The following is a 26139-nucleotide window of genomic DNA, read 5'->3' on the forward strand; positions in this document are numbered from 1 at the left end:
TTAATAATAAAGCATAGGTAGACATCCTAAAATATGTTACCCAAAAAACACACAACTAACTGTTCGCAAGTTAAATACAATTATTATACAACATAAATTGAAAGCTAACATATGGGCTGAAATTTATGATACATTAAAAACAACTTTGCAATGAAAAAGATAGGTTTTAAAAAGATACTTGCACTGACGGCGTGGCTGGCGGCCATCATCCTGATGTTCGTTGCCTGTTCCGAAGACCTGGATGTAAAACAGGCATATACATTCGACCTGGAAACGATGCCGGTACAGAAAAAGATTACTGCCGGACAAACGGCGGAAATCCGCTGTACGCTGGTGCGGGAGGGGCAGTACAGCGATGTGAAATTCACAATCCGCTATTTTCAGCCCGACGGCAATGGGGAGCTTCGCATGGACGACGGGATGCTTTTTACCCCGAATGACCGCTATCCGCTCGACAGGACGGAGTTCAGGCTGTATTACACCTCGCTCGGTACGGATCAACAGACGATAGATGTCTATATTGAGGATAGCTTCGGGCAAGTAGCAAAAAAGACGTTCAGCTGGCAGAATGACAGCGGGGACGATGATGAAGACGGGGAATAAAACTCACAGCGCAGGCGGGCGTCCGGTATATACCGGATGCCTGCTTCACTGAAAACCTAATTATGAAATTCATCATAATGTCCATCATCGTTTTGATGCACCTGCCCGTATGGGGCCAGCCGGGTAAATCACCCAAGAGGGAACAGGCGGTCGAGCAATGCACGGAAACTGTTTACACGATAACAGGGTTTAAGCGGATAGCGGATTCGCTACAAATGTCCGTCGGAGAATTATCGGACTATCCCGTTATTTTTCCGGTGAAGAAACCGGTAATCTCATCGGGTTTCGGGATACGTAAACATCCTGTTTACAAGGTACGGATGTTCCACACGGGGATTGATATTACCCAAGTGAAAGGTACTCCGGTATATGCCACGGGGAACGGCGTCGTAACCCGGAAGGGGTATAATACAGGGTACGGATATTATATAGAAATCCGGCACGCATGCGGTTTCCGTTCGTTCTATGCCCACCTGAGTAAAACGATGGTAAATACGGGCGATCCGGTAAGTATCATGCAGCAGATTGGCTGTGTAGGCGATACCGGAGTAACAACGGGCAGCCACCTGCATTACGAAGTAAGGAAAGGTAAAGGTTTCCTGAATCCTGCCGGCTGGTGCTGCTGTCTGTTAGAATTGTTAAATAACGACTTATAAAAATCAACGTGAAATTCCTTGCAACCTATTTTCAACCGGGAGAGGAAATAATATACAGGGCCAGCATCCACTTTCTTCTCTTTTGGGAGCCGTTATGCCTGCTGGCTATCGGCGGGTTTATCCTCTACGGGGTTTCTTCCCCGGTAATGAAATGGCTCGGTATAACCGTGCTGTTCCTGGGATTGGTTTCACTGGTACAACGAATCTTTATTAAGATTGATTCCTTGTTCATTGTTACCAATTACCGGGTGATACTAAAAACGGGCGTTATCAGCCGCCGGGTACGGGAGCTGGTACATACAAAGGTGGAGGGGCTTATAGTTACGCAGAGCGTAGCGGGCAGGCTCTTTGGGTACGGCACGTTGCTCGTTACCACCGGAGGCGCAATCAATACTTACCATTTCGTTGCCGATCCGATGCGTTTCAAAATGGAAGTTAATTCCGCGATTGAAGCCTGCCGGAGCAGATAAAATAACAAACATTAATAAGTTAAAGATGAAAACACAAGAAAATAAGAATTTCGATCCTTACCGGATAATAAAACCGGGCGATCTTTATATGATGCTTTCCCCCGAAGGGAAAGTCAAGAGTGTGATGGAGGGTGACATCATGTATGAAAACTTCCATGAGTTCATATACGATGCAGTTTATTATCTCCAAAAAGGAAGGGACGCACCTTACCTGAATGATTTTTTCCTTCATTACCGCTTTAAGGACAGTAGGGATGTTCCATATTGGAAAAGGGGAGATAGTGATGAAGCACATCATCAAAGGGTATTTGATACGATAAAAGATCAGGGCTTGAAACCTCATCAGGCTATACGCTTGTATCCGGCCATGTATTGTTACGAAAACGGGTTAAACCCGTTGTTTCAGGAAAATTCGCAGAAAGAATTGGAAAAACAGCCTGCATACCAGCACGCCGTGTTAAGGTATTCCAATTTCGGGGAAAGGATGGACTACCCAACCTACCACGGGATTGAAACGGATAAAGGGGTGGTTCTGTTCGATGGGACACAGCAGGGTGAAGAGTTGCAACAGAAATATATTGATTTCCATGCTGCCAATTACTTTGATGCCCGGCTGGATATTACACTCCTCAATAAATTGGATGTAATCCCGGATGCGCAGCAGTTGGGCAAAGTGAATCCGGATCTGGGTGCGTTGTATGCCGATGGGCCGGAGCCTTTCGGGATGCTCCCGGCTTCCGCATATTGCGACAGGAACGATTTCAGGGCTGTGTGCGTCAATAATGAATATAACATGGCTCCGGAAAATGAGCAATTTATCCGGTTTGCCGGATTGGATGCCGATATTATTCCACTCCCAACCGATACCTATGATATAAGCGCCCTTTTGTGGTTGTCCGACCCGAAATGCCATGATCCGGAGATTGCAGATGATTTTCCGAATTTCTTTTCCTATCACGACCGTTTCGACCCGCTGGATGAGAGGTTCCGGGATGCACCGGATGAAGCTGGGCGCAATGAGGTGATGAATCAGGTCAGGAAATTGGCAGGGGAGATACTCAAAGAGGATTTTCCGAATATCCGAAAACAGAATACCCCGGCGGATAATAAACTGCAAACAGGGAAAACGGAAAAAGAGGAAATGATGCAAAAGAAAACACCACCGCCTAAAATTTCCACGCCGCCCAAAAAGCAGTTTACGCCACCCCAAAAGAAAGGTGGCCTGAAAATGTAGAGTTGGATGGTACTTGAAATGAAGTATTTTGGTTCAAAATACGCAGACCGGTATAGCCGGATAACACATAGGGTCAGGATTCTATGTAAAAACCGGAATTAATTCCTATCTTTGCAAATGGGTATCGGGTTATAATATCCAATACTCCGGAAGCGGGAAAGAACAGCATATAAGGGGCTTTAGAAAACAGCCAATTGACAAAAGTCCACCCAAGTATGATAGTTCTCTTTTGCCTTATTCGTGTATATGAGCAAAATCATATATCGAAAGGGCGTAAGATTACAGACTATCAGTGGACATGGGCGCTGGCTGTGCCTCTAAAGCCGATATGTCAGTAACTCTTGCGCCCGATTTCGTTTATTGATTTAGAGCTACGAATATGGAAACAACAGAAAAATTATCAGACAACATTTTCGGTGCGCTTACCCGCTCCGAAGTCGCGGAGAAATTGGCTCCGGCCATTCGCTTGCATGGCATTGAGGTGCAGAATGACTGCTTTGTATTTCCCGGTATTTCTCCCACGGTGGGCATATCCGAATCACAGTTGCCGGGGCCGGATGCTCCGGGAGTTATACGTTTTGAGGATATAGCTTCTATCACTCCTTTTAGCGCCCGTATCGAGGTTCTGTTATTTTCGGGAGAACTCTATACTTTTTCCATAACGGATACTGTCAGAACGCATATAAATACCTATAAAAGCGGTGCGACATCTGTTCCTCCTAAACATGAAACGACGGCGAAAGTTATTGCGGATAATATCTGGGATGGGCTGGAGAAAACGCTGTCTTCAGGGAAAGATAAATAAGCAAGTGCCGGTAACTTATTGAAAAACACCTGACAGAATATTTCGTCAGGTGTTTTTTTATGGGTATTTTTGCAGAAAATTATGCAGGCATATGAAACAGTTTATCAGATTAGAATATAGTGATTGTTTTCCAGAAAATCCACAAGAAATATCTAATTACTTACAAGGAATTTCTCGACATGACCTATTACGGCTATGTGCTTTGTTTCTTACTCGAAAAAGCGAGACTGTATATGACTATTTATCAAGTTATTTCACTAAAGAGAATAATGAATACATAAACCAGCTATGGAGAAACTTAGAAAATAGCAAGGATAATATTGATCATTATGCTATTACTAACATAGAAAGTTCTTTACGACTTTATGAATATGTTTTTGACAATATAAATGCAGTTGAGACTACATTGTCAGAGCCTGAAATAGAAATGAATGTATTTAAGGCTTATCTGTTGTTCAATGCACAAATAAATTCAGGGGATAATACAGCAAGTGAAAGCACAAAACATATTCAAGAAGGTAGAGCTAAGGCATTATTGTTAGCTCAAATGTTCCAATACTTTGATATTACAAATTATCGGTTTAGGCAGGAATTATATGTCCAGACAGTGAAAGCCATTTATCTTTATGAGTTTTTATCTTCAAATGAGAAGACACAGTTGTTATATGAAAAATATTTGGAATATTATAACTGTGCTGATTGGCAGGAATTTATGCAGTTTATGACTTCTTTTGCTTATATCTATTGGGGAAGAGATGATGACCAAACATATGTCAATTTGCTTGTTGATCCATCAGATAAGGAGTATGACAAAAAATGTGAGTTTATAGAAAAACTTGTTATAGATGCGGGTATAGAGGATATGGACTTCAGGATATTGCGAAGTCATCCTATTTATAAAGAAAGTAGAGGGAATTATTATTTTGTATATGGATATTTTCTGTTAGAACTAATATACAAAGGGGTATATTTCAAATTAAATGAGTTGAACGCTAAATTACCAAAGAACCAGCAAATAAAGGGATTTCGATCTTTTTATTGTGATTATTTTTCAGAGCAAACCCTCTTGTACAATGTTTTGAAAGATGTATATGGCAAAAAATATATTCAAATGCCAGGCGACTATATAAAAAATGAATTTGGTATTATTGCAGAGCCTGATTACTATATTCGTAACGGAAATAAAATCTTCCTATTTGAATCAAAAGATATACTTATCCCATCAGAAACTAAAGTTTCCAATGATTATGAAAATATTTCGAGCGAACTAAAGAAACGATTATACTATGAAGAAAAAAGGAATGGTGGAATTGATAATAAAGCAGTGCTTCAATTATTAAATAACACGCAAAAGATACTCAGAAAAACTGCGGAATGGGATCAAGGTTATAAAGAAAAAAATATCAGAATATACCCAATTATCATTCTACATGATAATATCTATAATTGTCCGGGTATAAATGATCTGGTGAGGATGTGGTTTGAGGAAGAGTTAGAAAAAATGAGAGAGGAATATGATGTTTCCCGTATAGAAAATATAACTATCATAAATATAGATGTATTTATAGTTTATAAAGACTTACTCCAAAAATCAGAAGGTTCTTTAGACAAGATGATTTCTTCTTATCACAAATATGTGTCCGAGGATATAGCGAAAAAAGCCCGTACACAAGAAGAGGCAATAAAGATGTATAAAGATCGAATAATATCCTTTGAGTATTATCTATCAACGAAGTACTCTCCCGATTACAAAAGAATGTTTATGCAGGTTGCTAAAACCTATATAAAAGAGTAATGATTGAAACGGTATTTGTTTTCATTTCATTTTATTAACTATTACATTCTTGATTATTTTACTATCGAAATAGTCCTTAATTGTAATAAGTTTGTCTGTTGTTATTCCAAGATCATACACAAATCTTTCTTCGATAAGCTCTGGAGCAGGATTAACAATTATTACTTCGGGCATCGTTATTCTTGATGAAAATGCTTTTTTGAAAAGTTCGCTACTTCTCAAATCCGTTTTTGGGAATGAATAACCAATTACAAAAATCTTATCCGCTTCAATGAGTTGTTTTTCCGCCTCATCCCATAGGTTAGTGAATAGATTCCCATAAAAATCATACTTTTTATCTCTTACTGGCGGAATAATCAATGGCATAGAGATTACACCTGAGTCATCAGATACCCCTTCTCTCATAAAAGGATTTTTAGGTCGCATCCTTGTTATTAGAAAACCTTTGGGTGCGGCACGTCCTTCTGTTTGCAAATTAGGAGGATAATATCCGTAAGAAAACGGTTCATATCCATCCATATATCTTCCAGCATAAGTTGAATATGGATTTTGGGTGCTTTCATAAACAAAAAAATTATCAGCACTAAGTGCTTGCATAGGGATTTCTTTTCCATTTTCAAAAGTAACATAGCTGGTTAGCCAGTTGCTTGACCCATGTAGTTTAAGCAATCTCGGCATCTGAATACTTTTGATGTTTGTGTTCATCCATTTATCACGATAAACTCCAAGCGGTTTAACGTAATAACCGGTATCGCAATTCCAGCTCGTAACTTCCATCAAAGCACGATCCATTAAAGTATCCCAGTTGAAAGTGATTATAGCATCGTCATTAGTAACCAATTTAGCTAAGTCCAAATGCGTTTGAGAAATTGGCCCATTTTGAATCTGGTTTATACCTGCAATAAATAAGAAAATAAGTTCATAATAAGCACCTAAGGTTACTTGCTCTTCGACTGACTTATTATTTTTATTGGCTTTTATAATATCATAAGCTTTTATTTGTATTTCTGAGTGCAAGTTCTCAATATCTTCATTAAAATCAAATAAATCAAGATGATCTAACCCATCACGCAAATTGAGATAATATAATAATTTAGTCTTTAATGCCCAAGGGTCAAAATTTATCGGCAACTTTGAATATGTAGAGAAAAAGTCATTTGCGATAGGCATACGTTGTCCCGTTGGGGATGAGTTATACGATTTTGAAGCACCGGCTCCTAATAAAAATACATTTTTCATATCGTGATGATTTTTAGAGCCAAAGATAAGCATAAATGACATGAGATGAATATTGTTACATCTTATTCTTTAGGGCTTTTTGTTACTTTTTCTCCCGCTCAGTTTCTGGCTCATGGAAAAAGTAACGGGCGGAAAAACCGCCCGTCCCGTTATTCGTTTCGTCCACAAAAAACCGGTACATACCATTGGTCGCTGTAATTCTCTCCCAGCAGACTGAAAAATCCGGTCAGTTTGCTGTCTTGGGCGTATTTTTTGGCTTCCAATATGGTCGGAAACTCGCCCAGCTTCCGAAAGCCGATAAATAGTTTATACATGGCTCAAATAGTATTTTCGATAGAAAGAATAGGGGTATTTTTGCGTAGCCATTCCTCAATATGCGCCATATTGTATTCAGAGGTGATTACTGCCATATCGTAGGCAACCAGCGTAAAACGACTGCTTTCATAGCTGTCTATCCATTCTTTCAGATTGACTGCGCCCCAACTCTTATAATCACGGGCAAACATCCTGTCAATTTCAGCTATGCTCTTTGTAAACCTTACCCGCAGGGTTTGGTATCTGTCGTCGATTATTTCAAGGTGGCGGAGTGACCCGAAGTCATCACACAGGCGGGCGAATGCCCAGCCGTCCTTGTAAGATTGGTTTCCCCATTGGTGGGGTTCGTCATAGCGTACCCTTACTTCCGCAGTATGTTCCCCGACCTTAATTTCCTCGATAGTTCCCGTTACCATAAGTCCCGTGAAGATGCACTTGCACCGTTTGCCGATTAATTCTTCGCTGACGTCTTTTGCTTTCATGTCCGTTGATTTTTAGATTAATATTGCTTTTGTCCTGTCCCTGTTTGCCCAAAATGCGCCATTACAGAAATAGGTATAGCCGTTGTACCAATTTGCCCGTCTTTTGATATTAGTGCCTTCCGGCGGTCGAATTTCGATGGAGGTGGTTTCCATGTTATGTCCGATAGTGATTATCAACTCGCAGTTGCGCCATATCTCAAAGTGGGTTCTGAAACCGTGCTTGCCCTCGACAAGCATTACAGCCTCTTTCACGGCATCCTGTACCTCCGAATCACATTCGGGAAGCGGTGTTATTTCCCTGCCCATATATCCGTTATATATAATTTTCATACTGTTAGTTGTTATGGGCGGCTGTCGCCGCCCCGATTTTTAGAGTTCGTTATCCAATAGCCTTTCCTCAATATCATCATAGATGTTGTTAAAACGGTCTTGGTATTCTTCATAAAAAGAGCCGTTTTCGTCACACATATCCTCACGGTCTTTACCGTATTCCTGTTCCAACTGCAAGTCTGCCAGTTCGCAGATGATTTCCATTTGCAGGGAGTGGGCATCGTCCGAATCAAGCGTTATAATGCCTTTGCGGTGTTTCCAATATTGGTGAATATTGTCTTTATCCGACCGCTGTATCTTGTTCCAAAACATCCGGTAATGGTAGTCTGTCGCCGTTTGGCTGTCTATGCCCGAAATGACGGCTTTGGTTTGGGTGGGCATATATTCCCACCATTGGTCGGCATCCTTGTACCATTGGTGTACATTACCGTGTAGCGAGTTGTCTTTTAATGCGTACACATTTTGAGTATGCAGGTAAGTTCCCACATTCCTTTTCCAACACAACCGCAACCAATCCTCATTGGTGAATTTTTCTAATTGGTTGTGTTTTTCAATGGCTTCGTCCACGTTGGCAACGTATATCAGTTTCCCTCTGTTATTCAGCGTATTTGCCAAATAGTAGGCGTACCTATCTGCATCGCAATGATGCAGGAAGTTCGTTCCCCTTACGGCATAGCCGTTTTCCGTTTTTACAATTCTACACTTTTTCATGTCGTTATAATTTATTGGTGATTACTGTCTTATGCTGCCAGCCTTCCTGCGATAAGCGGCATATTGCTGTTTACAAGGTTTACAATTTGCTCATGGTAGGGAGTAACGTTGTTACAGGCTCCACGGCATTGAATTACGCGCAGTTGGGATATGGAAACCTCTACGGTTTCGGTTTTCCTGCCGTCCACCATTGCCGAAAGTATCAGCGAATCCGCTTTTGAGTGGTAACTGCCTACGCAGTGGTGCATCGCTTTACCCTCTAAAATAATCTCTGCCACGCTCTCAAGCACTCGGACGGTGATTTGCCCATCGGTAAACAACAGTCCGAAAAACCGTGCTTTGGCTTTCAGGAATCCGGCTTCCTTTTCCCTGTTTTTGGCTATGATTTCTTGTTCCTCAATCTTCGCTTTTTTCTGCATATAGCGGTCATGTTCGGCACGGAGGTCTGACGGGCATACATACTTGGCGTTATGGAGGTCTTTGCCAAAAAAGCGCAGGAAATCAATATAATCGCACCATAATCCTGCATCTTTGATTTTGTAACCGTTGCGGATGCAGATACGGGCAGACGGCCAGTAACTATCCATCGGTCTTTTGCTTTTGTTCATTATCTCCGATAGCAGGCTTGTATATCCCGTTTTAAAGAGGGTTTCCGCACGGTTGTCGGATAGCAGGGTGCAAAACAGGTTCATCGGTCTTTGTCCGTAGAATCCCTTTTTATAGCCTGTTCGTTTGAGTTCGGGGATAAGTTTCTGACGGGGATAGATTACGCCCGTGGAAATCTGCTCATATACATTCACGTAAAATTTATTATTGGCGTTCTCGTTACGCAGTTCCAGCGGAGTGCCGAATATCCACGAATCTATGTAGCAATTACCCATTGTCTGCCGAAGCCGTGCGAATGTGCAATGCTTTTTTCCGCTTGGGTCAATCCACCGTTGCATCACCTCCGAATGGTCGTATTTGGCGGTTTCCCCGACCTTTGCCGAATAGAGGAACATGACGGTACGCAATACCTGATACCCCTTGTGTGCTGTGAAAATGGTCATATAGTAACGGCTTTCAAATTTCCGTTTCTTAGTCGTTTCTACCTTTAGCTTGGTATGGCAGTTCGGGCAATGGCAGTCCGTCAGAATGGAAACTAAATATCCTGCGCCCTGCCATGAATGACCGCACTCGGTACAGGTTATTACTCCTTTCTCGGTGCGGTGCCCGATAGGTTCGATAATATTCCTGTAACCCCATTCTATCTGCCTGTTAGTGAGTTTGGGCAAAGTCTTGCTTGCCTCTACCACTTGCTGTTGGAATTTATTTTGCGGTTTCATGGCTTCAGAAATTAAATAGATTGGGTATGTTGGCTTCGGGTTGCTTGGCTTTCGGCTTGCTCTTGCCCTGCTTCATCTTGGCGTAGGCTTCGTCCTGTGCTTTCTGAATAGCTTTTTGCCGTGCCTGTGCCTTTTCTTCCTCGGTCAGAACAATGGTGTGATTAACTACCACCTGACACGTTATCGGCTTACCCGCATCAATGTCTTCCTCATCGTAATAATGAAGTGCCATCGAATAGATTTCATCGTCCGTGAAGCCGTTTATACCGCTTTTCTGCACGGTGTTGAGTATGTAGTTCACGCACTCGTCTATGTTCTTTTTCGGGTTGGCGAATACGGGTGCGAACAGTTCATCTTCCTGCGCCCTCTGCTCCAGATAGTTCTGAATGGTCGCTTTGAAATAATCGGTTGCTTTATTTTCGGTTCTCATCGTCTTGGGATTTTGTGGGGCGGATTGGCTCCGCCCCATATTGATGACTATTTTATTTCAGTGAATTTTGTATAACCCTCCAATGCAATGTCAATTACCTGTTTTGTAAGGTCGTTGTAGTAGGTTGTCCCGCTGTGGATAATCCGGTGTATGATTTGAATTTCCTGCTCTGTCATTCGGGATTTATTGCCACAAAACGGGCATCGTGCAATCGTGGTTAATTGGTTGTCTACGATTCTCTGCTGTACGATTTCAAGTACAAAGTATCCCTTTACGTTTTGTAAGTCCTGAAAAGGCATTTCGTTTTTTTCGTCTCCCGGACAGGGAAAGTTCATGCCGAATGAATAGCCGGATGTATGTTCGTGGCGTATGTAGAAATTACTATGTCCTATTGACAATTCGCCCTCGTTAAACAGATACCGTGGAATTGCTATTTGAAACCCTCGCTCAAAATCTTCGTAACTTCCAAACAGTTCTTCGTGATTCTCATCCGGGAAGGGGAAGCGGTATCGGAAAGGGTACTTTGGATTGAGGTAATCCGCAGGTTGCAAATTTCCGGGTTGATACGTTGCCCTCGGCAGTTCCTTTTTCAGTTGGTCGTATGTGGTATAATAGAGGTTCTCGCAACAACCTAAACCAACGCTCCCGTACTTAATATGTCCAATGTTTTCGCTCATGGCTTTGAATTTTAATTGATTAGAAAATGTGAGTAATAAGGAAATAGAAAAAGCCAATCAGGCAGATAAGAGATACAAGGCAGGAAGCAATGCTTTTCAGGATATTCCAACAGAAAACCACGCCCAAAACCACCCATATAAAGTCCACCCCCCACAGGTAAAACCCTGCTACGGTCGCCACTATCTTTGCTCCCAATTTTATGCTGGATGGAAGGTTGATAGATTCTCGTTTCCAATTATTTTTTTCTGCTGTTCTCATAACGTCTGACTTTTTTTTTATGCCGTGACGGAGCCGGTGTGATGAGTTCTGTTTCAGAAGCATGGAAGATAAGGGGTTAGCACACGCAAATTTTTTGTGAGAAATACGCAACGTCGGAACGATGTCGGAAGATTTTTTGCCAAAAATTTTCGGGTGCGTGAACCCCTGATATATCTTCGCTTCTGGCAACAGAACTCATCATATTACAACCGGCTCTTTAAGGCATAAGAAAATGAGGAAGACGTTATATCAGAGAACAGTAGAAAAATTACGCACAGTGATTTTATACGGGAATTAAAATCACTGCGGACACTAAGCTATGGAAGTGATCGACTGTTTGGCTGCCCGAAGCCGACAGTATAAGGACAGAGGCATCCGCTAAAGAATGAAGCGGGAAATAGATGCTCCAGACTTCTTATATTTGCTTTCCGGGAATGGCCAAAATGTAGAAGTATGGAATTGATAAGCATAAGTGTAAAGGTTTTCAACGCATTGGCCGAGCGTATGAAAACAATCGAAGCGAAGGCCGAAACATTGTGCCGCAGGCAGGATGATCTGGGGCTGAAGAAATGGCTGGATCATCAGGAGGTTTGCCAGATTTTAGGAATCAGCAAACGCACCCTGCAATATTACAGGGAAAAAGGGTTGCTGCCGTGTAGTCAAATCCGGCATAAGATATTCTATAAGCCGGAAGATGTGCAGAAACTGCTGGAAATGTCGCACCATCCAATTATCGCAACGCCATGAACAGCTATTTAATAGACAAGCAGGAACCGTGCGTGGCCGACTTTTTCCGCCGTATGGAAAAGACAATTAAAATGCTCGATAAATTGGATAACGGCAACAGACGCACCTTTAACGGACAGCGTTTTCTGACCGATAAAGAGTTGTCGGATATTTTGAAGATCAGCCGCCGGACGTTACAGGAATACCGTTCCGCAGGCAGGATACCTTATTACCTGATTTGCGGAAAGGTGATTTACAAGGAATCGGAGATACAACAATTCCTGGAGGACGGACGAAAACAATGCCTCGATGAAATGGAATTACTCTAAACGAAAGAACGGCCCCAATCTGTGATGGAGCCGTTCTTTGTTTTGATAGGGCGGAGTTAATTCAGCATAGCCTCCATGCCCGGAATTTTCCAGATTACAAGCGGATTTACCGCCTGTTCGATTATCCACTGACGGTACTGTTCGGCTTTGAGGGATTTAAGCCGGAAAGCCAGTGCCGTTATCATTTCCAGATTATAGAGTGTTCTGCCGCCGCCGGCAGTAGCTTCATGGAAGCATACTTTTTCTTCTCTCAAAACTCCGTTTTTAAGTATCGAGCGGATATTGCTGTTTACGGCTGATACGAACACGCCGAAAAGGTCGGCGATCTGGTGCTGGGTAAGCCATACGGTTCCCTGCCGGGGGCGAATGGTTACACGCCCTTTTTCTATGGTAATTGATTCGTTATTCATATTTATAGATTGTTTGATTGTTCTACTTGCTTGTTTTTTCTTGCTCCGGGATAACGGATAGCCGCCCGGAGCGTTTCATCTTCGTACAAAGTAATCTTTTTTGATTGGGATGCGGTTCTTTTCCTGAGCTGTTTCATATCCTCGTCCACTTTCCGGTCGGTTACTTTGGCGTATATCTGCGTGGTGGTTATATTCTTATGTCCCATCATCCGGCTAACGGTTTCGATGGGAACACCCTGAGAGAGCGTGATATGCGTTCCGAAATTATGCCGGGCCTTGTGAAAGGTGATGTGGCCCGTACCGCATATCCCGGCGATCTCGCATAGCAGTTTGCCCATATAACCACGGCCGTAAACATGAAATATGTGCTTGTCTTTTTTCTGTGGGCGGTATTTCTCCATAATTTGCAGCGGGATTTCCAGCAGGCGGATACGGGAATCCGTGCCGGTCTTCTGCCTTTTAATCTCAATCCACAGGCTGCCGTCCGCTGCCTGTACGATATGCTCGTCGGACAGCCTGGTAAGGTCGGCGTGACACAATCCTGTGAATGTCGAAAAAACAAACATATCACGGGCAAGGCATAAATTAGGTCTGTTAAAGCGGTGCCGCATCAGTTTCTCCAGGTCTTCCAGTTTGAGGTGACGGCTCTTTAACGGCGGCAGTTCGGGAAAGAGCTTCATGTAGGGATCGCGCCGGAGCGTTCCCTGATTAAAAGCCCGCTTGGTGATCTTTTTGAAGTTATACAGATGCTGGTGAACCGTTTTCTGCTGTAATCCCCGGTCTGTCCTTAAAAAGAGGTCGTAAGCCTCGTAAAAGTTCAGGTCGAGGCTGCGCAGGCTTACATCATCGGCATCGTATTGTTTCCGTATGAAGGCAAGAAGGTGGTTATACGATACTACATATATGTCGTATGCTTCTTTCTTGCGATCAACACCTACGCGCTTTTTAAATTCCTCGTTATGTTCCTCAAATAGTTTCATCAGCGTAACAGGCTTTTGGGCTACGCCTTTGAGCGCATTTTTCACAAGTTCCGCCGTGACGAAACCCTGGCTTTCCAATATCCGGTTATAATGACCGTTAATCTTTCCGGTAAGCAGGCCGATAGCCTTGTTTACCTCCAGCGCGTTACGGCTCTTTCCGGCGGCCCTGCCTCCGCTTTCGCCTTCTCCGGGCTCCCAGATAGCGGGATTAACCGAAACTTTTGTCCCTATCTGTTCATTTTCACCGTCGATACTCAGGCGGCAAAGTAACTGGCACATACCATCCCTACGGATTTTAGTGCGGTTGATATAGAATAAAATCGCAAACGTACTGCGTTTTTTCTTTTTTGTATTTTCTTTATTTACTGTGTTCATAATCTTCAATTTTAAAGTGCAAATTTGAATCGCCCTGTAATCCTTTTTTCGAGTGCTTTCATATCCTCGTCGATCTTCTCGTTCGTGATTTTCGCGTAAATCTGTGTCGTCGAAATCTGGCTGTGCCCGAGCATACGGCTCACCGTTTCGATGGGAACGCCTTGCGAGAGCGTAATTTCGGAAGCGTAGGTATGGCGTCCGCAATGGAATGTCAGCCGGCGGTTGATACCGCAGGTGTGGGCAATAATTTTTAATTCCCTGTTTATTTCCGAATTACTGTACATGGGAATCAACCGGCCTCCGGCCGCAGTATCCCTGTATCGTTCAAGGATTTGCAGCGGGAGTTCGAGCAGGGGTATCTCGTAGTCCATCCCTGTTTTCTCCCGGCTCGTTTTTATCCAGACTACCTTATCCTCCGCTATGAAAATATCCTCGTTCGTCAGCTTCCGCATATCGCTGTACGGAATGCCGGTATAGCATGAAAAGAGGAACAGATCGCGGATAAGGTAATGTTTCGGGCAGGTAAGCGGGGTTGTCATTAGTTTATCCAACTCTTTGCGGATAAGGTATTTTTGCTTGTGCCTGGGGCGCTCCGGCTCATAGTCTGCAAAGGGATTCTTGGTGATGATACCTTCGACAATGGCGTTCCCGACAATCGTGTTCAGGCGGGTGGTAAGCAATATGATCGTACCCGGTGCCAGTCCGCAGTCTATTTTCAGATAGAGGTCGAATTTATCAATAAACGACCTGTCCAACGCCGTGAAAGGTATATCCGAAAGTTTGTATTTGACTTCCAGAAATTTGGTAAGGTGGGCCAGGGCGTGCCAGTAGCCTTTCTCTGAACCTTTTTTACGGTTTACACCGATACGCTTGTCGAAATTCTCATTATGGGTACGGAAATAATCGAGCAACGTTTCCTGACCGTATGCCATACCCAGCAGGAGGGTTTTTACGTTTTCCGCCGTTACTTTTTCGTTGACGGCTGACAGCTCTTTGTAATGGGAAAGGGCGGAGGCACGGATGGCATCCAGCCGTTGATTGATCTCGTTGGCGATCTGGCTTTTCCCTGTGGCACGGCCCGACTGCCACAGGGATAGCGGCACGTTCGTTTTGGTGCTGAATGTGGTTTCGGAGTATTTTCCGATACTCAGTATTGCCATAAGGGGACATCTGCCGTCCTCTTTGATTTCGTTCTTTTTCAGGTAGAACGACACCTTTAACTCTTGCTGTTTCATAACTCTAATCATTAATGCAAATTTACCTGATATAGAGCTATTTGAAGGTATGCAGTATTCCGCCGCAGGGAGAATAAAACTCATATTTCCTGTTCAAAAGGCATCTTTTCCTCTCTGCTGGAAAAAATTGCGTACCTTTGGACGGAACTAAGAGCAAAAACGAGTGTTCTTTGGGGGTCTGGGCTTTATTCGCCATGTTGCCGGAGGTATTTTACGCCATAAAAGGCAACTCAAAAAGGCAACGGACAAGTCAGAAATCTTTGGCTTAACCATGCTATATTCTGCTATTTTACTTCCGGGCAGAATGAAGCGAGATACGGCGAACATTTCTAATTTCCAGCCACTTACTTTATCCACTTAGTTTTGCCAAAGTTTTCGGAAGTTTTCGTATCTTTGTAGAAGAGTTAGAGATATAAATCATTATTGCACAGTTCTCCTTATCATTTTAAGCAGGTCTCTCTTTTATAATTATACTCCTCACTCCACTTAGTATTTATCTTAAAAAAAAGTTATATGGCAAGATCAATGACAGTTGACAAACGTGAAAATGAAAAGAAAAGACTCGCTAAACGAGCAGAAAAGCAAAAGAAGAAAGAAGAAAAGAAGTTATCCGGCAAGACAAGCAGTTTTGAGGATATGATTGCCTATGTCGATGAGAATGGTGTTATTTCATCAACCCCACCGGCTGAGGATCTCAAAAAAGAAGAGATCAATCAGGAAGAAATAATGATCTCAGTACCTAAAAAGGAAAAAGAGGAACCGGTTATATTAAAAGGTAAAGTCGATTTCTTCAACACATCCAAAGGATTCGGTTTTATCAAAGAACTGGTAAGAGGTGAAAGATATTTTTTCCACGTAAACAATTTACTTTCAAAGGTTGAAGAAAGTGATATTGTAACATTCGACCTGGAACGTGGGTTGAAGGGTATGAATGCGATCAATATCTCTTTGGAGAACGAACCGGAGAATAAAAATCCGGAAGACGATATCACTTAATATTAAATATACAAAAGTATGAAAAGGGAAATCAACATGCGGTCAGACAGAAATCAGGCCAATCAATTAATTGAGAATTCACTGAAAGAGTATAAAAAAAGCGTTGGCGAAGTGATACTCGTTTCAGTAGGTCCGCGAACAACTATTGAATTGCCGGCCAGCCTGACACAGGCAGAGAGAGAAGCCCGTATCGAGATCTATAAAAAATTACATAGTTCGAAAATATAATCTATTCAAATGGATAATAACTGTTACTCCACTCGTACGAAAAACTGTCAAAAGGCATTGTTATACGGCGGGTGGAAATACGGTATCCTGTTACAATCCCGAATCCATCAACCACATTCGAATAGGTTTCAGCAGGTTCCAACAAACCATCCACATAGGCGTCACCCAATGATATTGAAAAATTCCGAATCACCTTCAGATAATTGTAGTAAGACTCTGAAATAGATAACAGATGTACATCATAATGTACAATGGCGGTTACCGAATCCGTCTCCAATGAGTTTATCGGATAAAATGAACTCGTCACCGTATATTCTTTTCCATTAAACATATCATCAGAAAATACACCACGGCAATACGTTCCGTCATTAATTCCCGATGAAGGAATCCCCGGTTGGAAAACCGGATCATCATATGACAATGAAAATATCCCCCAGGGAGACGGCACTTCAAACTGATCACCGGAGACCTGATGTGATTCTCCCCAACTATCACAGAATGAACTTACCCACTTCACCTGGTCACCCTTGTGGTATTCGATCAGGCGTTCTACTACCAGGCGATAATAATTCCGGTCGAAAGGCTTATCCTCAAATGTCAGATATATTCGAAAAAGAAGCGAACCCGACGTTATCATACGGGCTGTATCAAGTAATGCTATTTCAGTTTGTGAAGGGATGAGCGTTTCGCCCCTTACCGGGTCGAATCCCGGAGCATCGGCTTCAAGTCGTACCTTATCACCAGTCTGTACATAACACCCCGGAAGTTTGAACTGCCCTTTATATTCGCTACTATCCGCCGGATTATCCGAACGTGACATCGTTCCCCGGAAAGTATCATTCACATATACATCTATCTTCACTCCTGTTTCCGGTAAATCATATTCCGGAACACTGTCCATCAGAAACCAACTTTTCGACAGGAATGCTGCAACTTCACGTTCCGGTGTTATGGAAGCATTCAACACCAGTGCCGGAGAAACAGAATCGATCTTCAATTCCACATCACGCGTACAAGCGATTGAGAAAAGAAGGGATAATAACGGGAACAGTATAAATGACAGCTTCTTCATAACAATCAGAATTTATAAGTATAAGAAACAGACGGAAGGAACAAAAAAAGAATGGATTGTTCCAGGAAAACATCCTTCCTCCCTGTCTCATGATCTGTATAATATTTTGTCCTGACCGAAAATGGATTCGGATGACAATAAGCATTGCAAAGGCTCAGATTCCAGACACCCAGCCGCCCTTTCTTCTTATAACGATAAAAATTGACACCCAAATCAAGACGGTGGTAAGGAGACAACTGATAATTATTACGCGAACTGGCAGCATATCCCACCCTGTCATTTCCCATAATACCAGACTCTCCCTGCAAATAGCCATTGCCAGTTTGCCCTGTCCCTCCAAGATACAATTGATCCATGATAGTAATATGATTACCAGAGGCAAACATCCAGGCGGCAGTCAACTCTACTTTACGGGAAATTTTATAAGTCGCCACCAGATCAATCTTATGCCGGTTATCGTATTTGGATGGGAAACGACGCCCTTTGTTCACACTACCGTCCGGAAAACGGCGGTCAGACCAGGACAGCGTATAACCGATCCAGCCGGAAAGGCGTCCGGACTTTTTCTGTGCCATCAACTCCATACCATACGCACGACCATATCCCATACCAACCCGCTCTTCCCAGTTAGAATAATCCGTACCGACCGGAATGCGGTCTTTATATTCTATCAGATTATTCATCCGCTTGAAATATCCTTCCACGGAAAAATTATACTGCCTGTGTAATGTATAATAAAGACCAGCTGTAAACTGGTGGGCATTCATCGGCCTGATATTACGGGTAACGGGCACCCAAATATCCGTAGGCTGGCTGATATAAGAATTGGAAAGTAAATGGATATACTGGTTCATTTTCGAATACGACAGTTTTGCCGATAAATTACGCGTCAACAAATAACGGGCGGATAAACGGGGTTGCAAAGAGAAATAAGTCTCTCCCTGCACATGAAAGGTCGTTGCACGCAAACCGACATTAGCGGTCAGGCGTTCCATCACATGCATCTCTTCTTCCGCAAACAGAGACACTTCGTGCCCGTGGATCAGCGAGTTTGCATAGACCGTATTGGTCTCCTGCGATTTGACAGAATCTTTATATAGACTCTTCATCGTATTCTGCTCCGGACGGAAATTATGGAAAAGATAGTCTCCCCCGAACTTCAGGCGATGTTTCTCATGCAGACGATAATCGAAAGACGCACGCAGGCTGACATCTTCCATCGCCGAACGGTAATGGTTTTCCTGACCGAATAACTGCCGGTCCTTCCGATTGGGCGATAAAGTATACCCTTCCTTATCCTGCTGGATATGCGAACGATAACGCGTATAGCCTGCCGTAAACGTAGCAAACAATTTATTACTGAACACATGGCTGATCCCGGCCGAACCGATCAGGTTCCCCCAGCGCCAACGGAAATCTTTACCTACACGATCTTCTTCGTCTTTCTCCTCTCCGTTCAAATAGCTGTCGCTTCCCATATAAAAACTCATATAACCGCGTGTCCGGTCACTAAAGGAGTGGTTTACTTTCGCATTCATATCGAAGAAATGATAACCACCCCTGATCTTCTTCTCTTCCCCGCTGTTGAGAGCTTTCAGCAAAGGCCAGGTAATCAGCTCCATCCAGGTACGCCTGACAGACACATTGAAAGATGATTTTCCTTTTACGATAGGACCTTCCAGGTTGCCCCGCAAAGCCAGCAGACCAATCGAAAGATTACCATGATATTCATACCTATCGCCATCATTTGTCCTTACGTCTACTACGGACGAAAGCCTTCCCCCATATTCGGCAGGAAAGCTTCCTTTATAAAATGTTGCATTTTTGACGGCATCCGGGTTAAAGGCGGAGAAGAAACCGAGCAGATGGTTGGTGTGATAAACCGGATTGCCATCCAGCAAAAAGAGGTTCCCATCCGCATCACCTCCCCGGACATAGAGTCCGGTCATCCCTTCGGTCCCCACTGCAACACCGGGCAGTCGTTGCAGGGTTTTCACCACATCCGTCTCCCCCAGCAGGGCCGGCATCGACTTGATGCGCCGGGCAGGTACCTCCACAACCCCGGTTCGTGTGCTTAATACCTCCGATCGGGGATTCAGTCCCTCCACGACCACTTCGCCCAATGCCCTCGACGAAAGCAATGGTATATCTATCAATGTATCGCAAGACAATTCAAATGTCACCTCTTTCGCTTCATACCCGACATAAGAGGCCCGCAAAGTGACTTTTCCGGGTGGAAGCGTGATACTATAAAAACCATAATTATTGGAAGTCGTACCGGTTCTGGATTTGCGTTCAAATACATTGGCATTGATCAGACTTTCATACGACACCGAATCGCGGACAAAGCCACTGATCGTATACAGCCGCGGCTTCCGTTTCAGTATCACGATCTGTCCTGTCTGCCGGTAAGTAAGAGGCAAGGTGGAAAATAATCTTCTCAGGCAATAGGAAAGCGATTCATCCTGTGCCTTGAATGAGATTTTCGGAAACTCATCCAGCAAAGACGATTCATAGGAGAAAAAGATTCCGGTTTGCTTTTCCAGTTCCTGTAAGATTTCCAACAAAGGGACCTGTCGTTTGTCCATCGTAACCGTAGGCGTCGGTTCCACCGGAAGATCGACAACGAAGGCTTCTTCCCTGGCTTTTACCTGGGAAAAAAGCATAAGAAGCCCTGTCAGCAATATCCATATACGTTCCATAGATTACTTATTTATTGGGGTCAGGAGCCAGACGGGTATCGAGTGTCTGGTTGATAACCAATAAAACATCTTCCAGCGGAAGATCATTGAAAGTGGCCGTCAGTTTCAGATTCGGGGTTTCTGCTTTATTGATTATATTCACCTGATAATATTCACTCAGATCGCTAACCACCTTCTCCAGCGGGGTGTCATTGAAGCGCAACTGCCGGGTTTTCCACGACAGGGTATTTAGGTCTTCTTCTTCAAGTATCGTGATTCCTTTACTTTCCATAGAATAGGAGGCCGACATTCCGGCGGTTAATATCACTTTGTCCGTTTCGCATCCGGTAGCGCCAAAGCTGACTTTACCGGTCATCACATCCACATCCGTCCCGTCCGGCTGTTCATCTATCTGAAAACTAGTGCCGAGCACGGTGACTTCCGTCCGTTCAGTATATACAGAGAAGGGGCGTGCTTCATTCCGCGTCACTTGGAAAAAGGCTTTTCCTTTCATCTCCACTACACGCCGTTCTTTTCCGTAAGCTTTTTTATCATATCGGATGGAAGAATTACCAGCCATCGAAATCAATGTGCTGTCGGGCAGGTAAACTTCCATGATTTGTCCCGGTTCGGTCGTAACAGCAACCCATTCGGGCGAATTACGATCGGTTATAAAATAGGTACCAAAACCAATGAGCAGCAACAACACCGATGCAGCCGCCATCCAGTAGCGACGGAAAGAGACCGTACGGCGCACCTGATGCTTGCCGGCAAACTTTTGCCAAGCCTTATCAGTATCCAAACGTCCTTCCTCGTAGTGTTTCGCTACGAAACGAATGCGTTGTTCCAGTTTATGTTCCTGCTCGTTGTTCATATTTATTTAATTCTCTAAAATCTATATCCTACTGTAAAACTTACGGTTTGATATTTCAAATCCATATTCTGAGATTTATATTCTTTACCTAGTCCTAAATCATACGAGACATTCAGCGTAAAGCGTTTTACTTCCAGACCTGCATTCAACATAAAACCCCAGTCGAAACGTCTATAACTAATGTGTTGTCCAAATGGGTTCCAAGATTCATCCGTTGTTGAATATCCCTTTTCTGACATTTCCATTGTTTTAGACTTAGTCTTTCCGGAAATCCCATAAGCCAAATAAGGGCCGGCAGCTATATGCAACTTTACATCTTTGCCAACCTTCCAGTTAAAACGGCCCAGGATCGGCAACTGCAAATAGTCTCTTCGAGTACTTCCTTCACTCAATGTGATACCATCTACTCGCATATCCTGTGGAAAGAATCCTTTGCCACTACTAAAATAAGAGCCATAATATCCCATATCGCCGCTACCACCGCACCATAAACCGCCCGGAGAGAAGGATATATAACGGTCCTGTTCTTTACCGTCCTGGTCAATACCTTTACCATAAGCCGTTCCAAAAAAGCTTTTCCCCGTTCCTCGCTGTACATAATACAGACCGGACTGAAGGGAAAACAATCCCGATCCAAAAGTGTAGCTCACGGCTGCACCGGCTTTAAAGCCAATCGCGGAAAGTGATCCCTTATACTTCGTCACATTCATTCCGGCCTCAGGAGTTACAGACCATTGTGCACTAACCTCCGTCACACACATCAACATCATCATCAACATCACGCAAGATGTAATCTTCTTCATCATCATTTCTCTCATTCTTAGTGAAACAAAAATTTGTAATACCTTTTGTCTCTAAGACAGAGTTAATGGAAAAAACCCCTACTCCGGATAAAACTTTTTTCTCAGGTCACGCCAGCCCCAAGAGAAAGTTATAGATACGCACAGCTGTTTCCCGCAACGCTTTCAAAGCCTTACCCATCTGATTCTCAACCGTCTTGATTGAGATATTCAGTTCTTCCGCGATCTCCTGGTATTTCAGGCCGTCGCGTTTGGAAAGTAAAAAGATTTTTTTGCGTTCGGGAGGTAAACCGTCGATGGCATTCCACAATCGGGCATCGCGTTCGGCATTATACATCTGCTCTTCTTCCGACACGTCTTCCATATCCGGGTACTGGTCGGTAGTCTGCAATTCGACCGGCTGAGTCACCAGCGACAGGGAACGGTTGCGTACCGCCTGATACATATAGGATTTAAGATTCTCAATCAACACATTATTGATGTTCTTATCCCATACATCGGCAAAGGCTTGCTGTACAATATCCTCCGCATCATCTAACCGTTCAGTGAAACGAAGCGCAAACAAGCACAGAGGTTTATACAAATCCCTGAAATACTGTTCAAACTCTCCGCTGGAAATGATTGCCATACGTTTGCTATCTGTAACTATTCACCACAAAGTAAAGCAGATTTCTTGATAGTCAGATATAATTTCAACATCTTTATCACATATTTAAGAAATTATGGGCTAAAGGATAGTTAATCTATTATCAAATCCAGCACGATTTATTGCAAGATTGTTATCTTTGTTGTGTAACAAAAAAGACAGGAGGTAGTATGAACCACATTTTACACAATAAACTGGAAGCTCTAAAGGAGCTTTGTCGGCGGTATAAAGTAAAAAGCCTTTATGCTTTTGGTTCGGTAAATACACCCCGATTTACCGAAAAAAGCGATATCGACCTACTGATAGAGTTCGAGCCGGATATTTCTATTGAAGAATATACCGATAATTATTTTCTTTTACATAATAAACTAACAGAGTTGTTTCGAAGGAAAATCGATCTTGTCACTCATCGTTCACTCTCAAACCCATTCTTTATTGCCGATGTAGAACAGACAAAACAGCTTCTTTATGGCGCGTAGTATTCAGAAATATCTATATGATATACAACAATCGATCTCATCGATCGAGGAGTATCTGGGTGAGAAAAGAGATTTCTTCGCTTATGAACAAAACAAACTATTGCGTAGAGCAGTAGAACGGGAACTGGAAATTATCGGTGAAGCTGCAAAGCACATATTAGATATGGAACCCGACATTCAGATAGATGACGCCAGAAAGATTGTTGACTTACGTAACTTTGTAATCCATGGCTATGATAAAGTCGACAACGTCATTATCTGGGGAGTTGTTAACAAAAATCTGCCGAAACTAAAAGAACAAGTTGAAGACTTATTAGGAGGTTTCACCATATTATAAAGGCACACAGAATAGATCTCTGCGTGCCTCTCTTTTTTTCTCCTAAACTATCCTGAAATCAATACGGCCGAAACCCGATAATTTCACGCACTTCCGCTAATGTTTTAGAGGCACTTTCGCGGGCTCTTTCGGCTCCCATGCGGGCTACTTTCTCCATGTATTCCTCGTTGGAACGGATGTCGATAATCTTTTCGCGGATCGGTGCACAGAAGTTGTTGATATCTTCTGCCAGCTGCTTCTTCAAATCGCCGTAACGGATTTCGCAGTTGTTGTACTTTTCGTTGAAGAAATCGTATGTATCTTTCGTTGAAACGATATCCATCATGGCAAACAAGTTGGCAATCGGTTCGGGCTTCACACTGTTCGGTTCCGTAGGACCGGCATCGGTGACTGCCTTCATGACCTTTTTCTTGATTGCTTTTTCATCGTCGATCAGATAAATGGCATTGCCTTCGCTTTTACCCATCTTACCGGAACCGTCCAGGCCAGGCACTTTTACAGCCTTCTCTGTCAAGTGGAATGATGCTGGTTCGGGGAAGAAATCGACTTCAAACGTTGAATTGAAGCGGCGGGCAAAACGACGGGCCATCTCCATATTCTGTTCCTGGTCTTTTCCTACCGGCACTTTCACGGCTTTGTGGATGATGATATCACCGGCCATCAAAGTCGGGTAAGTCAGCAAGCCTGCACTTACACTATGACGGTTTCCTTCGTTGAAGATTTCTTTTTCCACGTCACCTTCCGCCGTATTTACACGGTCGATATGAAGCATCTGACGCGCCTTATCCTTGAAAGAAGTCGTACGCATCAATTCGCCGATACCGGCATTCATATTGAGGTAGAGATACAACTCTGCCACTTCACGCACGTCGCTCTGTATATAGATAGTCGCCTTTTCGGGATCGATGCCGCAGGCCAGATATTCAGCCAGGATTGTCTTCGCGCTGTTACGGATATTTTCCGGACGCGGATGCGTAGTCAGGGAGTGCCAGTCTGCAATAAAGAAAAAGCAATTATACTCATTCTGCATTTGCAGAAAACTCTTTACTGCTCCGAAGTAATTCCCCAGATGCAAATTACCTGTTGGCCTGATGCCACTTACTACTGTTTCCATTTCTAAATTCTTTATTTTATTCAAACAGCCGCAAAGATAGTAATTTTAGAATACAAATCCGTTCCAGAAAGACGAATTGTCTTTCGTTTTCTCCTGCTCCAAAGTCATTTGCCTGCGCAGTTTCTTAATCAGTTTGGCATGTTTCTTTTCTCCTGCCAGGTTATTCATCTCCCAAGGATCAGCCTTCAGATTGAACAGTTGGGTGGTACGCACGCCTTTTACATTATATTCGCACAGCTTCCATTCGCCATCGGATACGGCACGTTGGTTATCCATGTAGCTGTAATAGAGATAATCGCGCACCGGCTTGTCTTCCTTGATGGCGGGAACAAGGCTCACACCGTCTACCGAAGAAGGGATGTTCGCACCGACCATCTCGCACAAAGTCGGGAAAACGTCAATCAGATAACACAGTTTATCACTCCTCTGTCCTTTGACATCTTTGCCTACCTGTTTAATCATCAGAGGAACACGGACACTATGTTCATACACATTCTGCTTGCCCATCAGACCGTGTTGTCCGACAGCCAATCCATTATCGCCGGCAAAGACGATGATTGTATTTTCATATTCACCCGTTTCTTTCAAGGCTTTCACGATATCGCCCACACGGCGGTCCACATGGGTAACCATAGCGTAGTATTCCATGATATGCTTCTTGATTTCGTCTGGCACACGGGGAATAGCGGCGAGTACCTCGTCACGGATCACCAGTTCACCGTTGTCGAACGGATGCTTATCCATATAGTTCGGCGGCAACTGGATTTTGTCGAAGTCGTACTGGCGCATGTATTCGTCCGGCATAGTACGCGGGTCGTGCGGCGACATATAGGCAACGGAGAGGAAGAAGGGTTTGCCGGCTTCCTTTTGTTTTTCGATATATTCGATGGCATCTTCGGTAAAGATATCTACCGAGTGTTTGCCGGAGAGCATATATTCGCCTTTTTCATACGTAATGACATTGCTTTTTGCCCAATCTTTTACGACAGGGCGTTTATTGCTATAGTCGCAATCGGCATTGTAGTCGTAGAGCGGTACGTTCCAGTGGTCCCACATGCCACCGAAGTAGATGCCTTTGCCATCATTGAAACAACGGTTCATTGCCTGATAGCCGTTATGCCATTTGCCGGTATGAAAGGAATTATAACCGGACTGCTGCAATGTTTCACCGATCAGTTTATGGTCTTCCGGAACAGTTGCCCCCTGCTTTTCCAAGGTGTAGAGATATTTACCAGTCATCAGCATGGCACGGCTCGGCATACTGACGGCGCCGGAGGTTCCGCCCATGATATGAGCGTTCGTAAAGACGGTACTTTCGGCAGCCAGTTTATCCAGATTGGGAGTGTGTATGTCCTCGATACCCAGGAAATCCATTGCTGTTCCACGCATGTCATCCGCCAGTATCAGGATGATGTTGGGATTCTTGTCGGCGGCAAACAGGCTGGTTGCTGAAAGCATGGCCGTACTTAATAAGGTTAATTTCTTATTCATAAAAGATCTGTTTTATGTTATGTGCTTTATATTTA

Annotated in this window: 31 protein-coding genes; 12 read left to right on the top strand and 19 right to left on the bottom strand. The window is 43.5% G+C overall.

The features are described 5' to 3' along the window. Window positions 1-150 precede the first annotated feature (150 nt). The 6 genes from NBH15_RS22730 to NBH15_RS22755 all read left to right on the top strand — a co-directional run bounded on the left by NBH15_RS22730 (window position 151) and on the right by NBH15_RS22755 (window position 5563). On the top strand, window positions 151-603 hold the full coding sequence (locus NBH15_RS22730) for a DUF3872 domain-containing protein (protein WP_221656212.1): 453 nt from the start codon (window positions 151-153) through the stop codon (window positions 601-603). 62 nt (window positions 604-665) lie between these two features. Continuing rightward, window positions 666-1259 (top strand): M23 family metallopeptidase, encoded by a 594-nt coding sequence (locus tag NBH15_RS22735; RefSeq protein WP_221656213.1) that lies wholly within the window; start codon window positions 666-668, stop codon window positions 1257-1259. A gap of 8 nt (window positions 1260-1267) precedes the next feature. After that, complete coding sequence (locus NBH15_RS22740; RefSeq protein ID WP_221656214.1) at window positions 1268-1729, top strand: PH domain-containing protein; 462 nt, start codon at window positions 1268-1270, stop codon at window positions 1727-1729. 25 nt (window positions 1730-1754) lie between these two features. Next, on the top strand, window positions 1755-2963 hold the full coding sequence (locus NBH15_RS22745; RefSeq protein WP_221656215.1) for a DUF6047 family protein: 1209 nt from the start codon (window positions 1755-1757) through the stop codon (window positions 2961-2963). Window positions 2964-3342: 379 nt separating this feature from the next. Beyond that, entirely contained in the window at window positions 3343-3768 is a 426-nt protein-coding gene (locus NBH15_RS22750) for a hypothetical protein (RefSeq protein ID WP_225638100.1), read from the top strand. Between the two features lie 91 nt (window positions 3769-3859). Next, window positions 3860-5563 carry a hypothetical protein gene (locus tag NBH15_RS22755; protein ID WP_221656216.1) on the top strand — a complete coding sequence of 568 codons (1704 nt, stop codon included), beginning with the start codon at window positions 3860-3862 and terminating at the stop codon, window positions 5561-5563. Between the two features lie 21 nt (window positions 5564-5584). Here NBH15_RS22755 and NBH15_RS22760 read toward each other — a convergent pair whose 3' ends face one another. The 9 genes from NBH15_RS22760 to NBH15_RS22800 form a co-directional block, all read right to left on the bottom strand. Next, the gene (locus NBH15_RS22760) at window positions 5585-6802 is read right to left on the bottom strand and encodes a hypothetical protein (RefSeq protein WP_221656217.1); all 1218 of its coding nucleotides are present in this window, start codon (window positions 6800-6802) and stop codon (window positions 5585-5587) included. Between the two features lie 149 nt (window positions 6803-6951). Then, a complete protein-coding gene (locus NBH15_RS22765) occupies window positions 6952-7116 on the bottom strand; it encodes a hypothetical protein (RefSeq protein ID WP_221656218.1) in 165 nt (54 codons plus the stop codon). A 3-nt stretch (window positions 7117-7119) separates the two neighbouring features. After that, window positions 7120-7599 (bottom strand): DUF7258 domain-containing protein, encoded by a 480-nt coding sequence (locus NBH15_RS22770; RefSeq protein WP_221656219.1) that lies wholly within the window; start codon window positions 7597-7599, stop codon window positions 7120-7122. A 12-nt stretch (window positions 7600-7611) separates the two neighbouring features. Next, window positions 7612-7929 (bottom strand): hypothetical protein, encoded by a 318-nt coding sequence (locus NBH15_RS22775; RefSeq protein ID WP_221656220.1) that lies wholly within the window; start codon window positions 7927-7929, stop codon window positions 7612-7614. A gap of 39 nt (window positions 7930-7968) precedes the next feature. Further along, the gene (locus NBH15_RS22780; RefSeq protein WP_221656221.1) at window positions 7969-8640 is read right to left on the bottom strand and encodes a hypothetical protein; all 672 of its coding nucleotides are present in this window, start codon (window positions 8638-8640) and stop codon (window positions 7969-7971) included. Between the two features lie 29 nt (window positions 8641-8669). Continuing rightward, window positions 8670-9965, bottom strand: coding sequence for a PcfJ domain-containing protein (locus NBH15_RS22785; RefSeq protein ID WP_221656222.1), 1296 nt, complete (start codon window positions 9963-9965; stop codon window positions 8670-8672). Window positions 9966-9969: 4 nt separating this feature from the next. Next, window positions 9970-10395 (bottom strand): PcfK-like family protein, encoded by a 426-nt coding sequence (locus tag NBH15_RS22790; RefSeq protein ID WP_249388351.1) that lies wholly within the window; start codon window positions 10393-10395, stop codon window positions 9970-9972. Between the two features lie 47 nt (window positions 10396-10442). After that, window positions 10443-11072 carry a hypothetical protein gene (locus NBH15_RS22795; RefSeq protein WP_221656590.1) on the bottom strand — a complete coding sequence of 210 codons (630 nt, stop codon included), beginning with the start codon at window positions 11070-11072 and terminating at the stop codon, window positions 10443-10445. Window positions 11073-11091: 19 nt separating this feature from the next. Beyond that, window positions 11092-11331 (bottom strand): hypothetical protein, encoded by a 240-nt coding sequence (locus tag NBH15_RS22800; RefSeq protein WP_249388352.1) that lies wholly within the window; start codon window positions 11329-11331, stop codon window positions 11092-11094. Between the two features lie 453 nt (window positions 11332-11784). On the opposite strand from NBH15_RS22800, the gene NBH15_RS22805 reads away from it, so the two are divergent. Together NBH15_RS22805 and NBH15_RS22810 are read left to right on the top strand one after the other, a co-directional pair. Beyond that, window positions 11785-12078, top strand: coding sequence for a helix-turn-helix domain-containing protein (locus tag NBH15_RS22805; protein ID WP_221656588.1), 294 nt, complete (start codon window positions 11785-11787; stop codon window positions 12076-12078). Then, window positions 12075-12386 (top strand): helix-turn-helix domain-containing protein, encoded by a 312-nt coding sequence (locus NBH15_RS22810; protein WP_221656587.1) that lies wholly within the window; start codon window positions 12075-12077, stop codon window positions 12384-12386. Before NBH15_RS22805 ends, NBH15_RS22810 begins: the two co-directional genes overlap by 4 nt. A 56-nt stretch (window positions 12387-12442) precedes the next feature. On the opposite strand, the gene NBH15_RS22815 is transcribed toward NBH15_RS22810, so the two are convergent. From NBH15_RS22815 to NBH15_RS22825, 3 genes are read right to left on the bottom strand one after another with little or no spacing between them, the layout of a single operon-like run. Continuing rightward, window positions 12443-12796, bottom strand: coding sequence for a virulence RhuM family protein (locus tag NBH15_RS22815; protein ID WP_221656586.1), 354 nt, complete (start codon window positions 12794-12796; stop codon window positions 12443-12445). Window positions 12797-12798: 2 nt separating this feature from the next. Then, complete coding sequence (locus tag NBH15_RS22820; RefSeq protein ID WP_221656585.1) at window positions 12799-14151, bottom strand: site-specific integrase; 1353 nt, start codon at window positions 14149-14151, stop codon at window positions 12799-12801. An 11-nt stretch (window positions 14152-14162) separates the two neighbouring features. Further along, window positions 14163-15386, bottom strand: a complete 1224-nt coding sequence (locus NBH15_RS22825; RefSeq protein WP_221656584.1) for a site-specific integrase — start codon at window positions 15384-15386, stop codon at window positions 14163-14165. Window positions 15387-15899: 513 nt separating this feature from the next. Here NBH15_RS22825 and NBH15_RS22830 point away from each other — a divergent pair. After that, window positions 15900-16382, top strand: coding sequence for a cold-shock protein (locus NBH15_RS22830; protein WP_250823620.1), 483 nt, complete (start codon window positions 15900-15902; stop codon window positions 16380-16382). Between the two features lie 18 nt (window positions 16383-16400). Continuing rightward, entirely contained in the window at window positions 16401-16610 is a 210-nt protein-coding gene (locus NBH15_RS22835) for a hypothetical protein (RefSeq protein ID WP_122356952.1), read from the top strand. A 1-nt stretch (window position 16611) separates the two neighbouring features. Here NBH15_RS22835 and NBH15_RS22840 read toward each other — a convergent pair whose 3' ends face one another. The 5 genes from NBH15_RS22840 to NBH15_RS22860 form a co-directional block, all read right to left on the bottom strand. After that, the gene (locus tag NBH15_RS22840; protein WP_250823621.1) at window positions 16612-17682 is read right to left on the bottom strand and encodes a DUF4249 domain-containing protein; all 1071 of its coding nucleotides are present in this window, start codon (window positions 17680-17682) and stop codon (window positions 16612-16614) included. A gap of 5 nt (window positions 17683-17687) precedes the next feature. Further along, window positions 17688-20348: a carboxypeptidase-like regulatory domain-containing protein gene (locus NBH15_RS22845; RefSeq protein ID WP_443146959.1), complete on the bottom strand. Its 2661-nt coding sequence runs from the start codon at window positions 20346-20348 to the stop codon at window positions 17688-17690. A 43-nt stretch (window positions 20349-20391) separates the two neighbouring features. Further along, window positions 20392-21237, bottom strand: coding sequence for a FecR family protein (locus tag NBH15_RS22850; RefSeq protein ID WP_250823623.1), 846 nt, complete (start codon window positions 21235-21237; stop codon window positions 20392-20394). Between the two features lie 14 nt (window positions 21238-21251). Next, the gene (locus NBH15_RS22855) at window positions 21252-22046 is read right to left on the bottom strand and encodes a porin family protein (RefSeq protein WP_250823624.1); all 795 of its coding nucleotides are present in this window, start codon (window positions 22044-22046) and stop codon (window positions 21252-21254) included. Between the two features lie 100 nt (window positions 22047-22146). Next, the gene (locus NBH15_RS22860; RefSeq protein ID WP_044245988.1) at window positions 22147-22665 is read right to left on the bottom strand and encodes an RNA polymerase sigma-70 factor; all 519 of its coding nucleotides are present in this window, start codon (window positions 22663-22665) and stop codon (window positions 22147-22149) included. A 188-nt stretch (window positions 22666-22853) separates the two neighbouring features. On the opposite strand from NBH15_RS22860, the gene NBH15_RS22865 reads away from it, so the two are divergent. Continuing rightward, a complete protein-coding gene (locus NBH15_RS22865) occupies window positions 22854-23162 on the top strand; it encodes a nucleotidyltransferase family protein (RefSeq protein ID WP_007655564.1) in 309 nt (102 codons plus the stop codon). After that, complete coding sequence (locus tag NBH15_RS22870) at window positions 23152-23499, top strand: HepT-like ribonuclease domain-containing protein (RefSeq protein ID WP_010801557.1); 348 nt, start codon at window positions 23152-23154, stop codon at window positions 23497-23499. Before NBH15_RS22865 ends, NBH15_RS22870 begins: the two co-directional genes overlap by 11 nt. Window positions 23500-23557: 58 nt before the next feature. Here NBH15_RS22870 and trpS read toward each other — a convergent pair whose 3' ends face one another. Together trpS and NBH15_RS22880 are read right to left on the bottom strand one after the other, a co-directional pair. Beyond that, window positions 23558-24613: a tryptophan--tRNA ligase gene (gene trpS / locus NBH15_RS22875; protein WP_250823625.1), complete on the bottom strand. Its 1056-nt coding sequence runs from the start codon at window positions 24611-24613 to the stop codon at window positions 23558-23560. Window positions 24614-24658: 45 nt separating this feature from the next. Next, a complete protein-coding gene (locus NBH15_RS22880; protein ID WP_250823626.1) occupies window positions 24659-26104 on the bottom strand; it encodes a sulfatase family protein in 1446 nt (481 codons plus the stop codon). Between the last annotated feature and the right edge of the window lie 35 nt (window positions 26105-26139).

The organism is Parabacteroides caeci, from assembly GCF_023656795.1.
GTDB classification, from domain to species: domain Bacteria; phylum Bacteroidota; class Bacteroidia; order Bacteroidales; family Tannerellaceae; genus Parabacteroides; species Parabacteroides segnis.

Coding starts and splice junctions, on each gene's coding strand:
- NBH15_RS22735 (WP_221656213.1), top strand. CDS start 666: ATGAAATTCATCATAATGTCCATCATCGTTTTGATGCACCTGCCCGTA.
- NBH15_RS22800 (WP_249388352.1), bottom strand. CDS start 11,331: ATGAGAACAGCAGAAAAAAATAATTGGAAACGAGAATCTATCAACCTT.
- NBH15_RS22805 (WP_221656588.1), top strand. CDS start 11,785: ATGGAATTGATAAGCATAAGTGTAAAGGTTTTCAACGCATTGGCCGAG.
- NBH15_RS22780 (WP_221656221.1), bottom strand. CDS start 8,640: ATGAAAAAGTGTAGAATTGTAAAAACGGAAAACGGCTATGCCGTAAGG.
- NBH15_RS22755 (WP_221656216.1), top strand. CDS start 3,860: ATGAAACAGTTTATCAGATTAGAATATAGTGATTGTTTTCCAGAAAAT.
- NBH15_RS22745 (WP_221656215.1), top strand. CDS start 1,755: ATGAAAACACAAGAAAATAAGAATTTCGATCCTTACCGGATAATAAAA.
- NBH15_RS22825 (WP_221656584.1), bottom strand. CDS start 15,386: ATGAAACAGCAAGAGTTAAAGGTGTCGTTCTACCTGAAAAAGAACGAA.
- NBH15_RS22760 (WP_221656217.1), bottom strand. CDS start 6,802: ATGAAAAATGTATTTTTATTAGGAGCCGGTGCTTCAAAATCGTATAAC.
- NBH15_RS22785 (WP_221656222.1), bottom strand. CDS start 9,965: ATGAAACCGCAAAATAAATTCCAACAGCAAGTGGTAGAGGCAAGCAAG.
- NBH15_RS22850 (WP_250823623.1), bottom strand. CDS start 21,237: ATGAACAACGAGCAGGAACATAAACTGGAACAACGCATTCGTTTCGTA.
- trpS (WP_250823625.1), bottom strand. CDS start 24,613: ATGGAAACAGTAGTAAGTGGCATCAGGCCAACAGGTAATTTGCATCTG.
- NBH15_RS22865 (WP_007655564.1), top strand. CDS start 22,854: ATGAACCACATTTTACACAATAAACTGGAAGCTCTAAAGGAGCTTTGT.
- NBH15_RS22765 (WP_221656218.1), bottom strand. CDS start 7,116: ATGTATAAACTATTTATCGGCTTTCGGAAGCTGGGCGAGTTTCCGACC.
- NBH15_RS22795 (WP_221656590.1), bottom strand. CDS start 11,072: ATGAGCGAAAACATTGGACATATTAAGTACGGGAGCGTTGGTTTAGGT.
- NBH15_RS22845 (WP_443146959.1), bottom strand. CDS start 20,348: ATGCTTTTTTCCCAGGTAAAAGCCAGGGAAGAAGCCTTCGTTGTCGAT.
- NBH15_RS22815 (WP_221656586.1), bottom strand. CDS start 12,796: ATGAATAACGAATCAATTACCATAGAAAAAGGGCGTGTAACCATTCGC.
- NBH15_RS22775 (WP_221656220.1), bottom strand. CDS start 7,929: ATGAAAATTATATATAACGGATATATGGGCAGGGAAATAACACCGCTT.
- NBH15_RS22730 (WP_221656212.1), top strand. CDS start 151: ATGAAAAAGATAGGTTTTAAAAAGATACTTGCACTGACGGCGTGGCTG.
- NBH15_RS22790 (WP_249388351.1), bottom strand. CDS start 10,395: ATGAGAACCGAAAATAAAGCAACCGATTATTTCAAAGCGACCATTCAG.
- NBH15_RS22840 (WP_250823621.1), bottom strand. CDS start 17,682: ATGAAGAAGCTGTCATTTATACTGTTCCCGTTATTATCCCTTCTTTTC.
- NBH15_RS22860 (WP_044245988.1), bottom strand. CDS start 22,665: ATGGCAATCATTTCCAGCGGAGAGTTTGAACAGTATTTCAGGGATTTG.
- NBH15_RS22870 (WP_010801557.1), top strand. CDS start 23,152: ATGGCGCGTAGTATTCAGAAATATCTATATGATATACAACAATCGATC.
- NBH15_RS22830 (WP_250823620.1), top strand. CDS start 15,900: ATGGCAAGATCAATGACAGTTGACAAACGTGAAAATGAAAAGAAAAGA.
- NBH15_RS22820 (WP_221656585.1), bottom strand. CDS start 14,151: ATGAACACAGTAAATAAAGAAAATACAAAAAAGAAAAAACGCAGTACG.
- NBH15_RS22750 (WP_225638100.1), top strand. CDS start 3,343: ATGGAAACAACAGAAAAATTATCAGACAACATTTTCGGTGCGCTTACC.
- NBH15_RS22810 (WP_221656587.1), top strand. CDS start 12,075: ATGAACAGCTATTTAATAGACAAGCAGGAACCGTGCGTGGCCGACTTT.
- NBH15_RS22880 (WP_250823626.1), bottom strand. CDS start 26,104: ATGAATAAGAAATTAACCTTATTAAGTACGGCCATGCTTTCAGCAACC.
- NBH15_RS22770 (WP_221656219.1), bottom strand. CDS start 7,599: ATGAAAGCAAAAGACGTCAGCGAAGAATTAATCGGCAAACGGTGCAAG.
- NBH15_RS22835 (WP_122356952.1), top strand. CDS start 16,401: ATGAAAAGGGAAATCAACATGCGGTCAGACAGAAATCAGGCCAATCAA.
- NBH15_RS22855 (WP_250823624.1), bottom strand. CDS start 22,046: ATGATGATGAAGAAGATTACATCTTGCGTGATGTTGATGATGATGTTG.